Source organism: Collinsella sp. LCP19S3_A7 (assembly GCF_052121995.1).
GTDB lineage: Bacteria > Actinomycetota > Coriobacteriia > Coriobacteriales > Coriobacteriaceae > Collinsella.
This window is the reverse complement of the sequence record NZ_JBQKDE010000002.1, coordinates 141597-161516: the sequence shown is the minus strand read 5'-3', so window position 1 is coordinate 161516 and position 19920 is coordinate 141597. Positions and strand designations below refer to the sequence as shown.

General features: G+C 59.0%; 14 protein-coding genes. 6 read left to right on the top strand and 8 right to left on the bottom strand.

Annotation, left to right across the window (positions count from 1 at the left end):
- Nucleotides 1–12: 12 nt before the first annotated feature.
- From ACTQV3_RS02085 to ACTQV3_RS02065, 5 genes are all read right to left on the bottom strand, one after another.
- The gene (locus ACTQV3_RS02085; RefSeq protein WP_154514928.1) at nucleotides 13–867 is read right to left on the bottom strand and encodes a DegV family protein; all 855 of its coding nucleotides are present in this window, start codon (nucleotides 865–867) and stop codon (nucleotides 13–15) included.
- Nucleotides 868–1417: 550 nt separating this feature from the next.
- On the bottom strand, nucleotides 1418–1669 hold the full coding sequence (gene grcA3, locus ACTQV3_RS02080; RefSeq protein ID WP_055252439.1) for an autonomous glycyl radical cofactor GrcA3: 252 nt from the start codon (nucleotides 1667–1669) through the stop codon (nucleotides 1418–1420).
- A gap of 85 nt (nucleotides 1670–1754) precedes the next feature.
- On the bottom strand, nucleotides 1755–3806 hold the full coding sequence (gene pflB, locus ACTQV3_RS02075) for a formate C-acetyltransferase (protein ID WP_427795522.1): 2052 nt from the start codon (nucleotides 3804–3806) through the stop codon (nucleotides 1755–1757).
- Between the two features lie 469 nt (nucleotides 3807–4275).
- The gene (locus ACTQV3_RS02070; protein ID WP_441068455.1) at nucleotides 4276–5298 is read right to left on the bottom strand and encodes a 2-keto-3-deoxygluconate permease; all 1023 of its coding nucleotides are present in this window, start codon (nucleotides 5296–5298) and stop codon (nucleotides 4276–4278) included.
- A gap of 108 nt (nucleotides 5299–5406) precedes the next feature.
- Nucleotides 5407–6156 (bottom strand): SDR family NAD(P)-dependent oxidoreductase, encoded by a 750-nt coding sequence (locus ACTQV3_RS02065; protein ID WP_427728112.1) that lies wholly within the window; start codon nucleotides 6154–6156, stop codon nucleotides 5407–5409.
- 250 nt (nucleotides 6157–6406) lie between these two features.
- Here ACTQV3_RS02065 and ACTQV3_RS02060 point away from each other — a divergent pair, with 250 nt between their 5' ends.
- The 4 genes from ACTQV3_RS02060 (at nucleotide 6407) to ACTQV3_RS02045 (ending at nucleotide 12412) form a co-directional block, all read left to right on the top strand.
- Nucleotides 6407–6856, top strand: coding sequence for a MarR family winged helix-turn-helix transcriptional regulator (locus ACTQV3_RS02060; protein WP_154514934.1), 450 nt, complete (start codon nucleotides 6407–6409; stop codon nucleotides 6854–6856).
- Nucleotides 6853–9219 (top strand): ABC transporter ATP-binding protein, encoded by a 2367-nt coding sequence (locus tag ACTQV3_RS02055; protein WP_441068453.1) that lies wholly within the window; start codon nucleotides 6853–6855, stop codon nucleotides 9217–9219. The genes ACTQV3_RS02060 and ACTQV3_RS02055 overlap by 4 nt, the downstream gene beginning before the upstream one ends.
- A complete protein-coding gene (locus ACTQV3_RS02050; RefSeq protein ID WP_427718168.1) occupies nucleotides 9219–11075 on the top strand; it encodes an ABC transporter ATP-binding protein in 1857 nt (618 codons plus the stop codon). Before ACTQV3_RS02055 ends, ACTQV3_RS02050 begins: the two co-directional genes overlap by 1 nt.
- A 305-nt stretch (nucleotides 11076–11380) precedes the next feature.
- The gene (locus ACTQV3_RS02045) at nucleotides 11381–12412 is read left to right on the top strand and encodes a 3-deoxy-7-phosphoheptulonate synthase (protein WP_441017227.1); all 1032 of its coding nucleotides are present in this window, start codon (nucleotides 11381–11383) and stop codon (nucleotides 12410–12412) included.
- A 526-nt stretch (nucleotides 12413–12938) separates the two neighbouring features.
- Here ACTQV3_RS02045 and ACTQV3_RS02040 read toward each other — a convergent pair.
- Both ACTQV3_RS02040 and ACTQV3_RS02035 read right to left on the bottom strand, forming a co-directional pair.
- Entirely contained in the window at nucleotides 12939–15140 is a 2202-nt protein-coding gene (locus tag ACTQV3_RS02040; RefSeq protein WP_441068450.1) for an FtsX-like permease family protein, read from the bottom strand.
- Nucleotides 15130–15915: an ABC transporter ATP-binding protein gene (locus ACTQV3_RS02035; RefSeq protein WP_441068448.1), complete on the bottom strand. Its 786-nt coding sequence runs from the start codon at nucleotides 15913–15915 to the stop codon at nucleotides 15130–15132. Before ACTQV3_RS02035 ends, ACTQV3_RS02040 begins: the two co-directional genes overlap by 11 nt.
- Before the next feature lie 262 nt (nucleotides 15916–16177).
- Here ACTQV3_RS02035 and vsr point away from each other — a divergent pair, with 262 nt between their 5' ends.
- Nucleotides 16178–17167, top strand: a complete 990-nt coding sequence (vsr, locus tag ACTQV3_RS02030; RefSeq protein ID WP_441068446.1) for a DNA mismatch endonuclease Vsr — start codon at nucleotides 16178–16180, stop codon at nucleotides 17165–17167.
- 699 nt (nucleotides 17168–17866) lie between these two features.
- On the opposite strand, the gene ACTQV3_RS02025 is transcribed toward vsr, so the two are convergent.
- Nucleotides 17867–18724 (bottom strand): class II fructose-bisphosphate aldolase, encoded by an 858-nt coding sequence (locus tag ACTQV3_RS02025; RefSeq protein ID WP_022095149.1) that lies wholly within the window; start codon nucleotides 18722–18724, stop codon nucleotides 17867–17869.
- 334 nt (nucleotides 18725–19058) lie between these two features.
- Here ACTQV3_RS02025 and ACTQV3_RS02020 point away from each other — a divergent pair, with 334 nt between their 5' ends.
- Nucleotides 19059–19862: a DeoR/GlpR family DNA-binding transcription regulator gene (locus ACTQV3_RS02020; RefSeq protein ID WP_427728567.1), complete on the top strand. Its 804-nt coding sequence runs from the start codon at nucleotides 19059–19061 to the stop codon at nucleotides 19860–19862.
- Nucleotides 19863–19920: the final 58 nt, after the last annotated feature.

Below are 19920 nucleotides of genomic sequence, written 5' to 3'. Positions count from 1 at the left end.
AGACGCCAGGCGTTACGCCTTGAGCGTGAGCACCGCGCCGAAGGCGGTCGGGCCGCAATGGCTCGAGATGACGCCGCCGACCTGAGTCCAGGTAACGTCCCTAAAGCCCAGGTCGTGCGCATAGACTTCCATGTCGTCGCGCAGCTCCTCGGAAAGGCCTACCGAATACGCCAGGCCAATGTGCGAGTAGTCAATTTCGCCCTTCGCAACCATGTGGTCAATAAAGGCGCGGGCGCACTTGAGCATAGAGCCGCGGAACTTCTTGGTCGCCACGAACTTGCCACCCGTTACCTCAATGCAGGGCTTAATCTTGAGCAGATGGGCGCCTAGGAACGCGACGTTGGACAAGCGACCGCCCGCCTTAAGGAAGGCAAGGTCGGTAGGAACAAAGCCCAGCAACACGCGGTCCATAACGGAGCTCGCGAAGGCGAAGATCTCGTCGACGGTGGCATCGGGATGAGCCTCGATGTATTTGGCGGTCTCGACGACAACAAGCGACTGGCCCACCGAGACAAAACGCGTGTCCATGGAGAACACGTAGTCGCGCCCCTCTGCCGCGATCTTCGAGGACTGATGCGAACAGGTCGTGGCCTCGGAATACGCAAGATGCAAAATGGTCGCGTCGGGCTGTTCGGCGTGAATGCGGTCGTACACGCGAGAGAAATCTGCCGGCGCGCAGCCGCTGGTCTTGGGCATCACGCCAAACTCGTTGCAGCGCGAATAGATCTCGAGCGGATCGATCGAGCCGTCCTCGACGGTCTCGTCACCAATCGTGACATGCATGGGCACACGCACGATGCCGTAGCGTTCGCAGAGCTCTGGCGTCACATCCGAACCAGATTCAACCACGATTACGTACTTGCCCATTCTTATCACGACCCATCTCGACGTTGACTTTTTAATATGTGACGCACGTCCACCGTCCTGCTACAAAACGGCCTCCAAGCGCCAAAGAGACGCCGTCCCTTGCACAAAACAAAGGACAGCGTCTCCCTGGAAAACTCCGTTCTTAACTGAGATTTTACACGGTTTATTACTAAGTGTTACTTACTCCGCAAACGGTAGCTATACGCGATAAACGGTAGCAAGTAAGTATCCAGAACGCTCAACCCATTAGGAGAGTTCCGCCTAAAGGGTGACTACACAGGACCCCCGCCGGGGCTGTTTGGGCTACCTCCCAAAACATTCCGCAGGACGCAAGAAGCCCTCGCCGCACGAAGTGCGCAGCGAGGGCTTCTTGCATGTCCGAGGACACCAATTTAATTTAGCGTGGTTCCCTAAAGTGCGATAACGCAGGAGACCCGGCAAGGCCGGGAGCACTTTGCCTCGCAAACATTCCGCAGCCGCGAAGCGGCGAGGACGTTTGAGAGGCAAAGTGCGTAGGCCTTACCGGGTCTCCGGTGGGAGTTAAACCCCTTTAGAACTTGTTGTGGAAGGTACGCGAAATGACCTCGTCCTGCTGCTCCTTGGTGAGCGTGTGGAAGTTCACGGCATAGCCGGAAACGCGGATGGTCAGCTGCGGGTACTTCTCGGGGTGAGCCTGAGCGTCGAGCAGCGTCTCACGGTTGAAGACGTTGATGTTCAGGTGGTGGCCACCCTTCTCGGCGTAAGCGTCGAGCATGTGAACCAGGTTGTCGGCCTGAGTCTCGGAAACTTCAGAAACCTTCATAATGTGTCTCCTTCAATCGATAGGCGCCGGCCGAAACCGGCGCACTAATCAGTAATCGTTATTGTTAGTATAGCACTAACAATAGTTACTCGCCCAGCTGATCAAGGTCGATATCACCAAAGAACACTTGGTCCTCCTTGCCGAGCGCGCCCGGGATGATGGAGAAGGTGTTGGAGATGCCGTCCTGGGCATCGCGGAACGGGAGCTTGGAAACCGAAGACAGCGAAGCGATGGCGCCGTGGCTATCGCGCTTGTGCATGGGGTTAGCACCCGGGGCGAACGGCTGGCCAGCCTTGCGGCCATCGGGCGTGGAGCCGGTCTTCTTACCGTACACGACGTTGGAGGTAATGGTCAGAACCGAGGTCGTGGGCACGGAGTTGCGGTAGGTGTCGTTCATGCGGATGTACTCCATGAACTGGTGCACAACGTCGTGAGCAATCTGGTCGACGCGGTCGTCGTCGTTACCGTACTTGGGGAACTCGCCCTCGGTCTCGAAGTCGACGATGATGCCGTTCTCGTCACGGACGGGGTGGACCTTGGCGTACTTGATAGCGGACAGGGAGTCAGCCACGACGGAAAGGCCAGCGATGCCCGTAGCGAACCAGCGGTGCACGTGCTTGTCGTGCAGAGCCATCTGGATGCGCTCGTAGCAATACTTGTCGTGCATGTAGTGAATGATGTTCAGCGAGTTGACGTACACGCCAGCGAGCCACTTCATCATGTCGTTGTACTTGGCCATAACGTCATCGTAATCGAGCGTGTCGCCCTCGACGGCGCGATACTTGGGACCGACCTGCTTCTTGGAGACCTCGTCAACACCGCCGTTGAGTGCGTACAGCAGGCACTTGGCCAGGTTAGCACGAGCGCCGAAGAACTGCATCTCCTTGCCAATGCGCATGGAGGACACGCAGCAGGCGATGCCGTAGTCGTCGCCGTGGTAAACACGCATGAGGTCGTCGTTCTCGTACTGGACCGAGGAGCTGGCGACAGAAGTCTTGGCGCAGAACTTCTTGAAGTTCTCGGGAAGACGGGTCGACCACAGAACGGTCATGTTGGGCTCGGGGCTGGTGCCCATGTTCTCGAGCGTGTGCAGGTAGCGGAAGCTCATCTTGGTAACGAGCGTACGGCCGTCAACACCCATGCCGCCGATGGACTCGGTGACCCACTGCGGATCGCCGGTAAACAGGGCCTGGTACTCGGGGGTACGGGCAAACTTGACCATGCGGAGCTTCATGATGAAGTGATCCACGAACTCCTGGATCTGCTCCTCGGTGAAGGTGCCGTTGGCAAGGTCGCGCTCAGCGTAGATGTCGATGAACGTAGAGGTACGGCCGATGGACATAGCGGCGCCGTTCTGCTCCTTGACGGCAGCGAGGTAGGCGAAGTACATCCACTGGATGGCCTCCTGCGTGTTGGTAGCAGGTTTGGAAATATCGAAACCATAGGTCTCGGCCATCATCTTGAGCTCGCCGAGGGCGCGGATCTGCTCCTGCAGCTCCTCGCGGTCGCGGATGTTGTCGGCGGTCATGACCGTAGGGGTGGAAGCCTTCTGGGCCTCCTTGTCCTTGATCAGGTAGTCGACACCGTACAGGGCGACACGACGGTAGTCACCGATGATGCGGCCGCGGCCATAGCCATCGGGCAGACCGGTGATGATGTGAGCCGAGCGGCAAGCACGCATCTCGGGGGTGTAGACATCGAAGACGCCGGCGTTGTGGGTCTTGCGCTCGAAGGTGTAGCGCTCGACAACGTTCTCGTCGACCTTGTAGCCGTGCTGGCTGGCAGCCTGGCAAGCGATGCGGATACCACCGTTGACGTGCAGAGCGCGCTTGAGCGGCTTGTCAGTCTGGAGGCCAACAATGGTCTCCTTCTCGCGGTGGGCGTTATCGATGTAGCCAGCGGGGTGGCTCACGATACCCGTGACAGTCTTGGTGTCCATATCGAGGACGCCGCCCTGCTCGCGCTCCTTGAGCAGCAGGTCGAGAACCTCGCCCCACAGCTCCTTGGTACGCTCGGTCGGACCGGCGAGGAACGATTCGTCGCCCTCGTAGGGGGTGTAGTTCTTCTGGATGAAGTCTCGGACGTCAACCTCTCCCGTCCAGATGCCTTCCTTGAAGCCTTCCCATGCCTCCTGCATTGTGTAACCACGCTCCTAGTTACGTATAATGCGGCGCTCTCTCACACCGCTGCTTATTGAATTCTTGAATGTTCGACTTGCACTACCGGCTTCTTCCGTTCTTCACCACACGTTGGTATAGGAAAAAACGTTTGTCCACCTTGGAACTGCAACCCAAAACCCAAGATTTCACCCGTTTGAGAAGGATAACATAGCTACCCCCTTCATCAGGGCTGTTATATGTTTCTTTTTTTATACCATTAGGGCGTTTTTAACAAATCCGCAGGAAATGCGAGCGCGAACAACTACCGTTCACCGATTTGTTTGGTATTTTTCCTTGCCTTTGTACGACGTTCACTCTAGCTGTTATGCCAGCTTTAGCAGGGTAAAGTGCCCCAGAGACCCACAGAAACTGCAGGGCGGCCACGGGATTTCCCCCGGGGCCGCCCTGTGGCGTGGCTAGTTATTTAGCTTTGATTGCCGCTTGGCATTAAGCGGCTGCGGCGACCTTGTCGGCCGCGGCCTTTTTGCTGTCGCCGTGACCCTGGCCCTCAAAATGCTGGTAGCACCAGCTGGTGACCAGCGGGGTCAAAATGGCCGTCACGATGGCGCACGCTGCAACCTGCGCCGTAGCCGTCGCGAGCACGGCACCACCGTACATGGCCTCGTTGACGCTTGCCATGGCGGCAGGCGTGGCCACATTGGCTCCGGCGCAGCTCGAAATGGCCGCACCTGCGACACCCGTACCGCCCGTGAACTTATCGACCGCGATGACGGGAATTGCAAAGACCACCGAGCAGATCACGCCGAGCAGGATGCCGGGAAGACCGCCGTTGATGAGCTGGCCAAAGGTCATGGTCGAGCCCATGGCAAAGAAGACGAGCACGATGATGGCGGAAAGTGCCGGAGCCATCATCTTCTTAAAGCTCGGGAAGAGGTTACCCAGAATAATGCCGACAACGATCGGCAGGATGGCGCCCACGAGCGACCAGCCGATCGGAGCCTGGCCAGCAGCGCCGAGCACGATCATTGTGACCGGAGGGCCGACAACGAGTGTGGTGATGGCGACGGCGCCACGTTCGGCCTCGTTGCCCATGGTGCCCATCAGACCAGCGTACATAGCGTTGTTGGCGCCGGTGCAAGCCGCCAGCATCACCATGGCAGAGATGCCAAACAGGTTGTCGTTGAATACATAAAGGATGAGCAGCGACACGGCAACGACCACGATCTGCTTGACAGCGATGATGATGGCGCCGCGTGCAGCGGCGGCAGGAGCACTTTTAAACGAAATCGTCGTACCGACGATGAGCAAAAAAGCACCCACGAGCGGGCTTGCACCCTGCTGGGTCATGCCAAGCGTAAAGCTGCCGAGCGTTTTGAACAGGTCGGGGAATAGCGTGTTGAGCAAGCAGCCCAGCAAAAGCGGCACCAAAATATTGGCGCCCGGGATGGAGGACATCTTAAAGAACGGCTCCTTTGCAGCCGGCGCCTCCACCGCAGTCGATTCACTCATATATATCTCCTTTGGATGCATGCGAATCGTAGCCGCACGCGCCTATGTCAGAAAGAAAGCGACAACCCCGAGTCGCCAGGGTCGCCGCCAAACGATTACCGCGGGGTATTACCCGTCCAGGACGATGCCGCCGTCGCAGTCACCGATCTCGCCGTTCACGAAGCTGGCGAGGTCGGAAGCGAAGAACAGCACCATCTGCGCAGGCTCGCTGGCCTGGGCGGCGCGACCCAGAGGAATACCGTTGATGATGCGCTGAGAGTTCTCGTCAGAAAGGATCGACGTCATGTCGGTAAGCGTGAGCGACGGGCACACAGCGTTGCAGCGGATGCCGAACTTACCGCCCTCCTTGGCGACCGCCTTGGTAAGGCCGTTGACACCGGCCTTGGAGCTCGCGTAGGCCGCGGTGCCGAGCAGGCCGCCGCCGATCTTGCCAGCAACGGAGCTCACGTTGACGATAGTGCCGGCATGTGCCGCCTTAAAGTGCGGGTACACGGCATTCATCATGGTAAAGGTGCCGTTGAGGTTGATGTCGATGGTGCGACGCCACTCGGTGTCGTCGATCTCGTCAAACTTCTTGGTGCTGATGACACCGGCGCAGTTGATCAGGATGTTGGTTTGCGGCAGGTCCGTAAAAATCTGCTCGACGGTCTCGCGCGCCTTGGGCGCATCGGCGACATCGAGCTGATAGAACTTGTTGCCCTCGCCAAGCTCGGCCACAGCCGCCTCGCCCTTGGCAGCGTTCCTTGCGATGAGCGCGACGTGTCCGCCGCCCGCAACGATACCCTTGGCAATCTCGAGGCCAATGCCCTGAGTGCCACCGGTAACGATCGCGGTTTTACCCGTGAAGTCAAATGCCATGACTCCAACCCCCTTGATTCAGGTGTCTCCTTGCGGGAAGTTGGAGCATCGCACATGGCGATAAATGAGTCCCAGTCGTCATGGTGGTGACAACCCCTCGCCTAACCGCGGGCATGATAGTTCTTTGAAACGCTTCAGCAATTGAATTATTTTAAGTCTTTATGCGCTCTTAATATTGCCCACTGCATGAGGCCCGCATATGGGGGTATCATCTTCTACCAAAAATAGTTTCTAGTGTTAGGGGTTTTCGGTGAAAGATACCGATTTCCGTGAACTTGGGCGTCAGCTCCTTACCGAGTTCGGCAGCATGCATCAGCGCATTTCGCGCTTTGCGGACAAAGCCCTCAGTGGCGAGATGGCCGTCATGCGCGCCCTCATGCTCGCTGGCGGTTCGCTCACGCCAAGCGAACTCGCCGATCGTGCCTGGGTCTCGAGCGCCCGCATCGCCAATATCCTGCGCGCTCTCGAAGCCAAAGGCTGGGTCGAGCGCGAGCACTCAAAGACCGACCGTCGTCGCGTACACGTCACGGTGACCGACAAGGGATTCCATGATCTCGAAATCAAGCATCGGGAATTCGAGGACCGCACCGCGGCCTTCCTCGAGCAGCTCGGCGAAACAGATACCCAAGAGATGGTGCGCCTTCTTAGGCGTGCCAACGAAATTATCGACCGCAATCAAGAAAGGAGAGATGCCGAGTGAGGATTCTCAAGCTCTTTAAAAAGCATGTCCTGGCACTGTTCGCAGCTATCGTACTTATCGTAATCAGCTGCAACGCCGATCTAGCGCTGCCTACGTATATGAGCGACATCGTCGACGTGGGCGTGCAGCAAGGCGGTATCGCCTCGCCCGTACCTGACACCATTCGCACCGAATCGCTCGACGACCTCGAACTCTTTATGAGCGATAAGGACGCCAAAGCTGTGGAGGCCGTGTTTAGCAAGGCGGATAATAACGGCATTCGAACGTACAAGGGCACCGAGGAAGAGCGCGCCGACGGCGGAAAGATTGCCGACATCGTGAGCCTGCCCGAGACCGTCGTCCTTTCGTTCAACCAGGGCATTGACGCCAACTCCATGGATGACATGATGGGTTCGTCCAGCGAGAATAACAACAACGCCGCCCAGGCCATGCCCACCCCCGAGCAGATGGCGGCAATGACGCCCGAGCAGCTCGCCGAGATGCAGCAGAAGGCCGCGGCGGCGCAGAACATGCAAAAGCAGATTGATACCGACGGCGGTAAGATCACCATGAAGAGCCTGCGCCTAGGCGTTGAAGGCGGCCTAATCGACCAGGGCAAGCTCGTCGAGGGTGCCAACGATATGGCGGACAAAATGGGCTCCATGTCGGGTTCCATCGTGACCCAACGCGCCGTGAGCTATGTACAAGACGAGTACAAGGCGCAGGGCATCGACCCCGCCGACGTGCAGAACGCCTATCTGGGCCGCATGGCAACCACGATGTTTGGTCTGTGCCTGATCTCGCTCATCGCCACCATCCTGACCGGCGCCGTGGCCTCGCGCACCGCCTGTTCCATCGCACGCGACCTGCGCCGCGAGACCTTCAACAAGGTTATGCACTTCTCGCCGGCCGAGGTGGGCAAGTTTAGCCAGGCCTCACTCATCACCCGCTGCACCAACGACATTCAGCAGATTCAGATGGCCGCAACCCTGTTTATCCGCATGTGCCTGATGGCCCCCGTCATGGGCATCGTCGCCGTCATGCGCGTCCTGGCCAACCACACCGGCCTGGAATGGACCATCGCTGTGGCCATCATCGCGGTCTCGGCCGTCGTCGGCGTGCTTATGGGCCTCACCATGCCCAAGTTCAAAAAGATGCAGAGCTTTGTGGACCGCGTGAACCTCACCGCCCGCGAGCTGCTCGACGGCCTTATGCCCATCCGCTCGTTCAACCGCGAGGAGCATGAGCTCGAGCGTTTTGACAAGGCTTCGCTCGACCTAATGACCACGCAGCTCTACACCAATCGTGCCATGAGCTTTATGATGCCGCTCATGATGCTCGTCATGAACTGCATCACCGTGCTTATCGTCTGGTTTGGCGCGCAGGGCGTGTCCGATGGCGTGATGCAGGTCGGCAACATGATGGCGTTTATCTCCTATACCATGCAGATCGTCATGGCGTTTATGATCCTCACCATGGTTTCGGTCATCCTGCCCCGCGCCGAGGTCGCAGCCGAGCGCGTGGAAGAGGTCATCACCTGCCCCACGAGCATCAACGACCCCTCCTCGCCCAAACTGCCCGCGGCCAGCGCACCGCGCGGTGAGCTCACCTTCCGCGACGTGAGCTTCCAGTATCCCGATGCCCGCGCCGACGTCATTAGCGGCGTGAACTTCACCACGCATGCCGGTCAGATGCTCGGCATCATTGGTTCCACGGGCTCGGGCAAGTCCACGCTCGTACAGCTGATTCCGCGCTTATACGACGTCACGGGCGGCAGCATTTCGCTCGACGGTATCGACGTGCGCGATATGGCCCTTTCCGAGCTTCGCCGCCGCATTGGTTACATCCCGCAGCAGGGGCGTCTGTTCTCGGGTACCGTGGAGAGCAACCTTAAGTTTGCCGGCGACATGGTAAGCGACGAGAACATGCACGAGGCCGCGCGCATCGCCCAAGCCGAGGACTTTATCGCCGAGCGCGAGGGCGGCTACGACTCCCCCATCAGCCAGGGCGGCTCCAATGTCTCGGGCGGTCAGCGCCAGCGTCTGGGCATCGCCCGCGCGTTGGCAAAAAAGCCCGAGGTCCTGGTGTTCGATGACTCGTTTAGCGCCCTCGACTACAAGACCGACGCGCGCCTGCGCGAAGAGCTTGCCAAAAACGTTACCGACGCCGCGCTCGTTGTCGTAGCCCAGCGCATCGCGACCATCATGCACGCCGACCAGATCATCGTGCTCGACGACGGTCACGTGGTGGGCACTGGTACGCACGAGGAGCTGCTGCACAGCTGCCCGGCGTACCTGGAGATCGCACAGTCGCAGCTTTCCGCCGAGGAGCTGGGGCTCACTCAAGAAGAAATTGCAGCCGTTATGGAGGGAGGCGAGCACTAATGGCAGACGAGACCAAGACTCAGATTCCCAAGCCCACCCGCCAGCGCGGTCCCATGGGCCGCATGGGTGGCATGGGCCGCGGCGAGAAGGCCAAGGACTTTAAGGGCGCCATGCGGCAGTTGCTCGGCTATATCGGTCAACACAAGGTTGCCGTGCTTGCCGCCGTCGCCTTTGCCGTGTGCTCGGTCGTCTTTAACATTGTGGGACCCAAGGTGCTCGGCCAGGTTACGACCAAGCTGTTCGAAGGCCTGGTCGCCAAGGTCAACGGTACCGGCGATGTCGACTTTGCCTGGATCGCCAAGACGCTCGGCTTTTTGCTCTGCCTGTATCTGGCAAGCTCTGTTTGCAGCCTCATCCAGGGCTGGCTCATGACCGGCGTCACGCAAAAGATTTGCTACCGCATGCGCAAGGAAATCGCCGCCAAGATCGCTGTCGTGCCGATGAGCTACTTTAACGGACACAGCAAGGGCGATGTGCTCAGCCGCATCACCAACGACGTCGATACGCTGGGTCAGTCGCTCAACCAGAGCGTGACGCAGCTCATCACGTCGGTGACGCAGATTATCGGCGTGCTCGTCATGATGCTGTCGATCAGCCTGCCGCTTACCGGCGTCACCGTGCTCACACTGCCGGCCGCCGCGATTATCCTGACCGTGATGATTCATTTCTCGCAGCCGTACTTCCGCGAGCAGCAGCAGGTCCTGGGCACCGTCAACGGCATTATCGAGGAGGACTTTGCCGGCCAGAACGTCATTCAGGTGTTCGACCGCGCCGAGGCCTCAATCGAAGAGTTCGACCGTCAAAACGACCGCCTCTTTATTAGTGGCTGGCGCTCGCAGTTCCTGTCGGGCCTGATGATGCCGCTTATGAGCTTGGTGGGCAACATGGGCTACGTGGGCGTCGTCGTGGTGGGCGCACAGCTCGCGCTGACCGGCAATGCCACGCCCGGCGACATCCAGAGCTTTATCCAGTACGTTCGCAACTTTACGCAGCCCGTGCAGCAGCTGGGCAACGTGAGCAACACGATGCAGTCTATGGCCGCTGCCACCGAGCGCGTCTTTGAGTTCCTGGCCGCGCCCGAGGAGGAGCAGAAGGCCGACGCGCAGATTCCCGAAAAGCGCCCTGGCCATGTGGAGTTTGACCACGTCAAGTTTGGCTACACGCCCGACAAGACCATCATCCACAACTTTAGCTGCGAGGCACAGCCCGGCCAGACCATCGCCATCGTCGGTCCCACCGGCGCGGGCAAGACCACGCTCATTAAGCTGCTACAGCGCTTCTACGACGTGGACGGCGGCTCGCTGCGCGTCGATGGCGTCGACGTACGCGATTGGGACCGCGCGGCACTGCGCGGCGAGTTTGCCATGGTGCTGCAGGATACGTGGCTGTTTAACGGCACCATCCGCGAGAACATCCGCTACGGACGCCCCGATGCAAGCGATGCCGAGGTCGAGGCCGCTGCACGCGCTGCACGCTGCGACCACTTTATCCATACGCTCGCCGGCGGTTACAACTTTATGATCAACGAGGAAGGCACCAACCTTTCGCAGGGCCAACGCCAGCTCGTGACCATTGCCCGCGCCATTTTGGCCGACCGCCCGGCGCTTATTTTGGACGAGGCGACATCCAACGTCGATACCCGCACCGAGGAGCTTATTCAGCGCGCCACGGATGCGCTGATGCAGGGCCGCACCAGCTTTGTTATCGCACACCGCCTGTCCACGATCCGCAACGCCGACGTGATCTTGGTAATTCGCGACGGCGACATCGTCGAGAAGGGCACGCACGACGAGCTGCTCGCCCAAGGCGGCTTCTACGCCGACCTGTACAACTCGCAGTTCGACGAAGCGGCGTAAATTCTGCCGCAGGGAACGAATAACACCCGAGAACGGGGGCGCAGGACAACCTGCGCTCCCGTTTTTTGTTCTGCGACCCTCAAACCGCCTCCCCTGGGGCCAAATCGACGGCCTCTTCCAAGCCGCGTGGCATCATTCCATTCCAGGGCCAGTTGACGTTTGACCAGATAAAACCTGCCAAAATAAACCTGTCCCTTTTTGGCAGGTTTTGGGGTAACGAGGGCTTGCACTTTAGCGTGCGACAGCGGATAATGCCGAGCATTCGACAATGCACACTTTGTCTTATTTGATTGAGGAGGCCCCGTATGGCCATGGAATTCAAGCGCAGGCTGCCGATCCCCATGGAAATCCGCGAGGAAATGCCGCTTTCCGCCGATCTTACCGCCAAAAAACAGGCATTCGACGCCGAGGTCGCCAAGGTCTTTACCGGCGAGGACGCGCGCAAGGTGCTCATCATCGGCCCGTGCTCTGCCGACCGCGAGGACTCGGTGCTTGAGTACATGAGCCGACTGACCAAGGTCGCCGAAGAGGTCAAGGACAAGCTCATCATCATTCCGCGCGTCTATACCAACAAGCCGCGCACCAAGGGCACTGGCTACAAGGGCCTGCTGCACAACCCCGATCCCGAGGCGCCCGATGACCTGCTCGAAGGCGTTAAAGCCATCCGCCATATGCACCTGCGCGTCATCGAGGAGACCGGTTTCTTTACCGCCGATGAGATGCTCTACCCGTCCAACTACCAGTACCTCGTCGACCTGCTGAGCTACGTCGCCGTGGGCGCGCGCTCGGTCGAGAACCAGGAGCATCGTCTGGTGTCGAGCGGCATTTCGGTGCCTGTGGGCATGAAGAACCCCACCGCCGGTTCCACCACCGTCATGCTCAACTCCATCTACGCCGCCCAGGCACATCAAAGCTTCATCTTCCGCAACTGGGAGGTCGAGTGCGACGGCAATCCGCTCGCGCACGCCGTCATGCGTGGCTACATTGGTCTCGACGGTCGTACCTACCCCAATTACCACTACGAGCATCTGGAGCGTCTGGCTGAGCGCTACACCGAGCATGCCGGCTACGCCAACCCGGCGGCGATCATCGACTGCAACCACGACAACTCGGGCAAGCGCCCGCTGGAGCAGCACCGCATCTGCAAGGAGGTGCTCGACAGCTGCCGCCGCAACGAGTCCATCTCCAAGCTGGTCAAGGGCTTTATGATCGAATCCTACCTGGAGGACGGTAACCAGTCTGTCGACGGCGGCGTCTTTGGCAAGTCCATCACCGACCCGTGCCTGGGCTGGGAAAAGACCGACTACCTCATCCACGAGATCGCAGAGCGGGTTTAGTTACGCGGTTTTACCAAACCGCGTAACTACTCGACGCTGCAAACCCGCCAGAACGGCAATCTGCCTTTCAGCTTCGACGGCATGACCAAAAGGTCAATGCCGCCTCGCTTCAAGGCACCTTGCTCGCGTGTACGGGTTTTCGCTGACGTTTTTCTACCAGCGTCGTTGCCAAAGCTAGCACTTGGGGACGCTCCTTTTGGGGTGGTCGTTGGGGACGCTCTTGTTTGACTAGTCGTTTAAGAACGTCCCCAACGACTACCCGGGGGAGTTGCCTTCCCTCGCGGCGGTCTTCTAGCAGAAAAACCAAGTGAGTAGGCTTTTTGCAGGAGGCCAAGCACGCCCCAAAACGCCACAGCTCTGACCTGCGGTTTTATTGAGCATTTGTCGCGATGTGCTCGTCAGGTTCAAAAAAGTCTACTCACTTGTATCTGAGACGCACCAGGTTGGAAAAAACCGCCGCGAAAGGGCCCCTGGCCCCTTCGCGGCGGTCATACGCCTCTGATTTTGCGACGATTTTGCCCGCTTGTTACTCGCTGTAGCGGGTGGCTATGGCAGCTCGCACCATTTCGGCACTCATGAGGTAGGTCACCAGGAAGTAGCCACCGTACGCTGCCAGGAAGATCGCGCAGGTGAGGCCCACGGTGCCGCCGATGCTCATATTTCCGAATATGCTCACCAGCTCGATAATCACCTTAAGTGCCACAAAGGAGTGCGCCAGGCCCACTGCCAGCGGGAACAGGAAGAATACCGCCTGCTGCGCCATCACCGAATGGCGAATCTGGCGGTCGTCGCAGCCGATCTGCGCCAGCACACGATAGCTGCGGCTGCCGTCGGCCACGTTGGAGAGTTGCTGGATCGACAGAATCGCCGCGCATGCAACGACCAATACAAAGCCGATGTAGATGGCTAGGTAGCTAATAAGACCGTTCATTTGCGCTGCTTGCGTGTACATCTCGGAGCGTGTGATGAAGATTCCCCACGATCCCGGCTCCTTGCCGTCAACGAGCAGATTGTCGAGCAGAGTGTATTTAATGCTCTCGTCTGCCTCGGTCGTATCCATCCCCTGTTTGTAGTTAACGAGCAGGCTACTGGAATACGGCTGCAGATTAAGTTGGGACAACAGTTCGTCGGCAACGACGACGGTACCCGGATTACTGCCCATCGCCGAGTTGGCGATGGCCGCCGTATCTTCGTCCGACTTATCGGTTGCGGGTTTGAGCGTATGCCCGCCCAAGGTAAGGGCATGGCCGCCAGCCATATACTTGGTGTACAGGTCGATCAGCTCACCGCCCATATCACACGTAAGCAAGTACTGGTCGCGGCCAATGCTCACCGGCTCCTCGCCCATCATCTGACGCAGCTTGTTGTACTGGCTCGCCGGCGTCACAAACAGACCCATCGCATCGGCCTTGCTACCCCCGAACGCCTTGGGAAGCTTTTCGCCCATGGTCTTGCACATCTCACCCGCAGACACCGAAGGGCTCGAACCGCCAAACGGGTAACTTAGATACGAATCGATCTGCACATGCTCACCGGCAACATCGGCGATATTGACCTTCTTGCCGGTCTCGTCGTTGTTGTCCGCCGACTTGTCCTTACCGTGCCATGCGGGGTACAAATCGACCGTACTATCGGCCAGCACCATGCGATCGGCCTCAGACGGATTGACATACTCTTTGTAGTAGTCGAGCGTATCGGGCGTGTAATAGACATACGTCTGCGACATATCGGCCGGCGCATAGCGCTCCAGGTTCTCGTTCATCACGCTGGCAATCGACATGCCGCAAGTCACAGAAGTAATGGCAAGGAACAGAATCATCGCGGTGACGCCCATCGAAAAGCACACCGTGTTGACCTTGGCCGCAAGCTGGCGCACGATAAACATGTTGAGGCCGCGCCAATACACGCCGCGCAGGCTCTGCAGCAGCTTGATAAGCATGCCCGAGAGTCCCCAGAACAGGGCAAAGGTGCCCACGGTAACCATAGCGGTCGTAATGCCAAACTGGTTCATGGCCTCTTGCAGCTTGCTGTCCGTCGCGGTTAGCGGGAACCCATCACGTAGCAGACGGTAATAGGCCACGCCCACCAGCACCACGCCCACGGCAAAGATGGTAATCGCGATCCAGGGGTTGCGTGTCTTGATGCTCTCGTTGCGACGCTCGGCACCCATAAGCTCGATGAGTTTGGTACGACGTACGGCGCGAAGGTTCAGCAGTAGCGTGAGCACAAACATTACGAGCATGCAGGCAAGGGTCAGGTTGAACGCATGCACCGAGAAAAAGAAGTGGAAATTGGCGATCTGTGTCTTAAAGAGCGAGGCCGTAAAGAACGTCATGAGCTGGGAGAGTCCCACACCCAGCACAATGCCGGCGACAAAGGCCACAACCGATACTATCACGGTCTCGAGCGCCATGATCGTGGCGACGCGCCCGCGCCCCATACCGAGCACCTGGTACAGGCCAAACTCCTTCTTGCGGCGTTTCATGATGAAGTTATTGGCATACACCATCAAAAAAGCCATGACACCGGCCAAAAAGTACGTCAGGTAGCCGAGCATGCTGCCCATAACCTGCGCCAAGCCCTCTTCATCGATTCCGGCGATGTCGACCTGCATCGAGATGGTGTTAAAGGCATAGAAGACCGTGACGCCCAGGGTGAGCGTCAAAAGGTAGACGAGGTAGTCGCGGCCGGCGCGGCGGACGTTGCCCCAAGCGAGTTTACAGAGCATCGGAGCCCTCACCGCCCATCATGGCAACGACCTCCATAATGCGGTCGAAGAACTCGCGGCGGTCGGTGTCTCCGCGGCGCAGCTCGGTGAAGATCTTGCCGTCGCGAATAAACAGCACACGGCTCGTGTAGCTGGCGGCAAAGCTGTCGTGCGTGACCATGAGCACGGTGGCGCGCAGGCGGCGGTTAAGGGCCTCCAGGCTCTCGAGCAGCAGGCGAGCGCTCTTGGAATCGAGGGCGCCGGTGGGCTCGTCGGCCATGATCATGGTGGGGCCGGTGACGAGCGCGCGAGCCGCGGCAACGCGCTGCTGCTGACCGCCGGACATCTGGTAGGGATACTTGTCGAGCACCTGACTGATGGACAGGCGCGCTGCCACATCCTGCACGCGGGCCGAGATCTCTGCCGAGTTTGTGCGGGCGATGGTGAGCGGCAGGGCGATGTTCTCGCGTGCGGTGAGCGTATCGAGCAGGTTGGAGTCCTGGAAGATAAAGCCAAGCTCCTCGCGGCGGAACTGCGAAAGCTTAGCCTGCTTCATGCGCGTCACATCCTGGCCGTTGATGCGGATCGTGCCACTTGTGGCACTATCGATGGTCGACACGCAGTTGAGCAACGTCGACTTGCCCGAGCCCGAAGCGCCCATGATGCCAACGAATTCGCCGCGGTTGACGGTAAAGCTGACGTCGTTGAGCGCGCGGGTCACGTTGCCCAGCGCTCCGTATACCTTTTCGAGATGCACGACTTCCAGTACCGGGGTCGCCATGTGCGTGGTTTGCATACCGAGTCCTTTCTTGCGATTAGTCTACGGCATCTATAGTCGCAAGAAGCCGAGTCGGCTACCATCGATATCGCTTACGCTTGCCTTACCGTTGCGTAAGGTAGGGGTAGTCTTTTTGGGACGGGGCTTTTTTAGCTACCCTATCCGTAGCCTTCGAAGCATGAGGCCGCATTTGACATAGGGCAGCTAAAAAAGCCCCGTCCCAAAAAGACTACCCAAATGAGCTGCCTTGTCATGTGTTGATGCTGAGAGAGGACTCCTGTTGAAGACTGTTCATGTTGCCGCTGGGATCATTCGCAAGGAAGGATCTGACGAGCTGCTTGCCGTGCAGCGCGGCTACGGCGACATGCGGGGACTTTGGGAGTTCCCCGGTGGCAAGCTCATGCGCGGCGAGACGCCCGAGGACGCCGTACGCCGCGAGCTCATGGAAGAGCTGCAGGTCAAAGTCACCAACCTGCGCGATTTCTATACCGTTGAGTACGACTACCCCGATTTTCATCTCTCCATGGAGTGCTACTACTGCTCGCTCGCCGATGAATCCGATGAGCCCCAGAAGCACGACCGCCAGCTCGATATCCGCTGGATTCCGCGCACCTCGCTTGCCACGGTGGAATGGATGCCCGCCGACAAGGGGCTTATCGATGCTCTGATTGAGTTGAAGGAAGATCGGCTTGAGGCCAACGGCGCCGCCGATGACGCCACGCCCAACACGGCCGACAAACCCGCCACCAAGCCCAAGCGCGCACCTAAGCGCCGCAGCAAAAAGCGTCCCAAGCCAGGTCTGCTCGACGGCATCGATACCTCGGACCTCTCCGCTGACGAGCGCGAACTGGTGCGCCGTCGCGCCGCTATAAAAAAGTCCATGAAGGGCAACAAGCGCGCCAACACCAAACCCGAGATGCTCGTTCGCCAGCGCCTGCGGGCAGCGGGCCTTACGGGATACCGTCTGGAATGGAAGGTGCCCGGCAAGCCCGACATCGCCTTTCCCGGGCGCAAGATCGCCATTTTCGTCAACGGCTGCTTTTGGCATCGCTGCCCTAAGTGCAATCCGAGCCAGCCCAAGCGCAATGTTGAGTTTTGGGAGGCAAAGTTTCGCCGCAACGTCGAGCGCGACCGAGCCGCCATCGACGCGCTTACCCAAATGGGCTGGACGCCCATCACCGTCTGGGAATGTGAACTCAAGAAAGACCGCATCGACGCCACCATGGAAAAGGTCATCGAACAGGTACGCGCCGCCGCACCGCAGCGCTAACAGCGATCAGTCACACGCTCCGCACGTCCGCGCCACATCCGAGCCGCAAACCTTAGAAAGCCCTTAAGCTCAAAACCTTTCAAGAGTGTTATTCGATACCTTTGACCTGCAGTTTCATTGTTATATCAAACCTGATTAAGCCTTTCTTTAGCGCTTCTTTGCAGCAGCCGCGGCATAATACTGCCAACGCACGGGACCTAGCAGCACACCCCGTGCGCAACCTTTTGGTGGACATCGAGGAGGCCGCATAAGCATGCATTCTTCCAATGACGCAGCACAGCAGCCATCCCTAAAACATGCAGACTTTTTCTCCTTCCCCCCGACACAGAGAAACGGCCTCCTCGACTCCCCCACCACAAAAGCCAAACGCTCAACCGATCAGAATCTCAACTTGCGAATATCCTTCGATAAGCTCCAAGCATCCCTAAACAAGTCATTCCCCAACCAAGCCCGGGCATACTAACCCCCACCAACAAAGCGCCCCTCGCTCCCCACCCCTTCAGCCCCAACGCCACAAGGGCGATCGAGCAGGGCCGTCCGTAAACGGAAAAGGGCCTATCTCTCAGAACATTCCGCAGGACGGAGGAAGCCCCGCAGCGCGTAGCGCGCAGCGGGGCTTCCGACATGTCCGAGGACGTTCTGAGAGATAGGCCCTTTTCCGTTTCCAGACGGCCCGGTGGGATCAGAGTACCCTTGCTGTTACTCTGCTTTGCCCACAGAGTTGAGGTTGGTCATGCGGATCTTTACCAGCTCGGTGATCTCACGCATGCCCTCCTTGGCCGGCTTCTTGGGATCGAAGCAGGCGGGGTTCTCGGCCATGTAGGCCATGAAGCCCTTGGTGTAGGCCTGACGCAGCTCGGTAGCGTAGTTAACCTTGCAGATGCCGTTCTTCACAGCCTCGGCAACCTGCTCATCGGGCACACCGGAAGTGCCGTGCAGAACCAGCGGCACGTCGACGGCGTCGCGGATGGCCTTGACCACGGACTGCTCGATGTGCGGATCGCTCGTGTACACGCCGTGGCTGGTGCCAACGCCAATGGCCAGCGAGGTGCAGCCGGTGCGCTCGACGAACTCCTTGGCCTCGGCAGGATCGGTGTAGGGGCTCTCGCCCTCAACCGCGGGACCGTCGTCCTCCTTGCCGCCAACCTTGCCGAGCTCGGCCTCGACGGGCACGCCCATGGCGCGGCCAGCGTCGGCGACGGACTTGGTCAGGGCAATGTTGTCCTCGAAGGACTCGTGCGAGCCGTCGATCATGACGGAGGTGTAGCCCGTGCGGAAAGCCTGCATGCAGCGGTCATAGCCATCGCCGTGATCGAGGTGCAGTGCGACGGGCACGGAAGCGCGCTCGGCAGCGGCCTTCACCATGCCGTAGAAGTAGTCCAGACCAGCGGTCTTGATGGTGCCCGGGGTGGTCTGCATGATGACGGGGGACTTGGTCTCCTCGGCAGCGGCCAGAACGGCCATAACAAACTCGAGGTTCTCGACGTTGAACGCGCCGACGGCGTAGTGGCCGGCCTGAGCGTCCTTGAGCATCTTTTCGGTGGTAACAAGTGCCATGAGCGTTTGCTCCTCTCCCTCGCCCGCATCTGGACATCGGGCGTAGTTGTTCACAAGGCGTTTTACCTTGCGTTTTACTGCGCTCATTGTATGAAATTCAGCGGCTTTGCACGTGCGAGATATTGAGTCCATGCAGGCCAATACAGTCGTTTTTGAAAAGTAAACGGAAGGAATCGGAACCGAGTGGGCGTGTTCGATATTGAATTTTGAGCGTTTAGCGTCTTTCTTTTATAGAAAAGATAAGTAATCGAAAGGTGTTTTCTTACTCAAAAAGAAAATGAACGAAAATAGAGTCAACACAATTCCTGCAAATTTAGCCGAGAATGGAGCAAACATGGCCCAAGCTACCAACCGTGCTTTTGCTGACGAGCGCCGTACCGCCATTATGGAAATACTCGAGCATAACGCCTCGGTGCAGGTAGCAGAAATCGCCCAGACCTTTGGCGTGTCCTCCGTCACCGCCCGCGCCGACCTGGACGCGCTCGCCGAAGCAGGCAAGCTGCGTCGCACACATGGTGGTGCCGTATCGCTCCACAAACGCCTGACCGTCTCCACGCAGGATCGCCGCATCAATGTCAACGTCGCCGCCAAGCAGGCCATCGCGCAAAGCGCCATCGAGCTCGTTAATGACGGCGACACGCTGCTCGTCGACTCGGGCACCACGGCGCTCGAATTCGTCCGGCTCCTCGATCAGCGCGATGGCATCACCGTTATCACGGCCGACATTACCATCGCCGATTATATCGACGAGAGCATGCCCTCGGTCGATGTCGTTATGCTGGGCGGGGCACTGCGCAAAGGTCATCGCTATCTGTACGGCCCACTTACCATGCAGGCGCTCCAAATGGTCCACGCCGACCTTGCCGTCATGTGTCCTGGCGCTTTTGTTCCCGGCTGCGGCTTTACGACCGACTTTCCGCAGATGGCCGAGACCAAAGCGGCTATGGTCGGTGCCGCCCGTCAAAGCGTCGCCCTCATGGACGCCAGTAAGGTCAACGGACGCGGCATGTACCGTTTTGCCGAGCTTGCCGACGTCGACATCATCGTGATGGACAGCGACCCCGACGCCGCCGTCGCCACCTCAATCGCCGAGGCCGCCGACAGCGCACGTCCAGCCCTCATCATCGCCGGCGCTTAAACAAAAACCACCACAAAGGGCCTGTCCCTTTGTGGTGGTTTTGCCCGTTAAAAGCGAA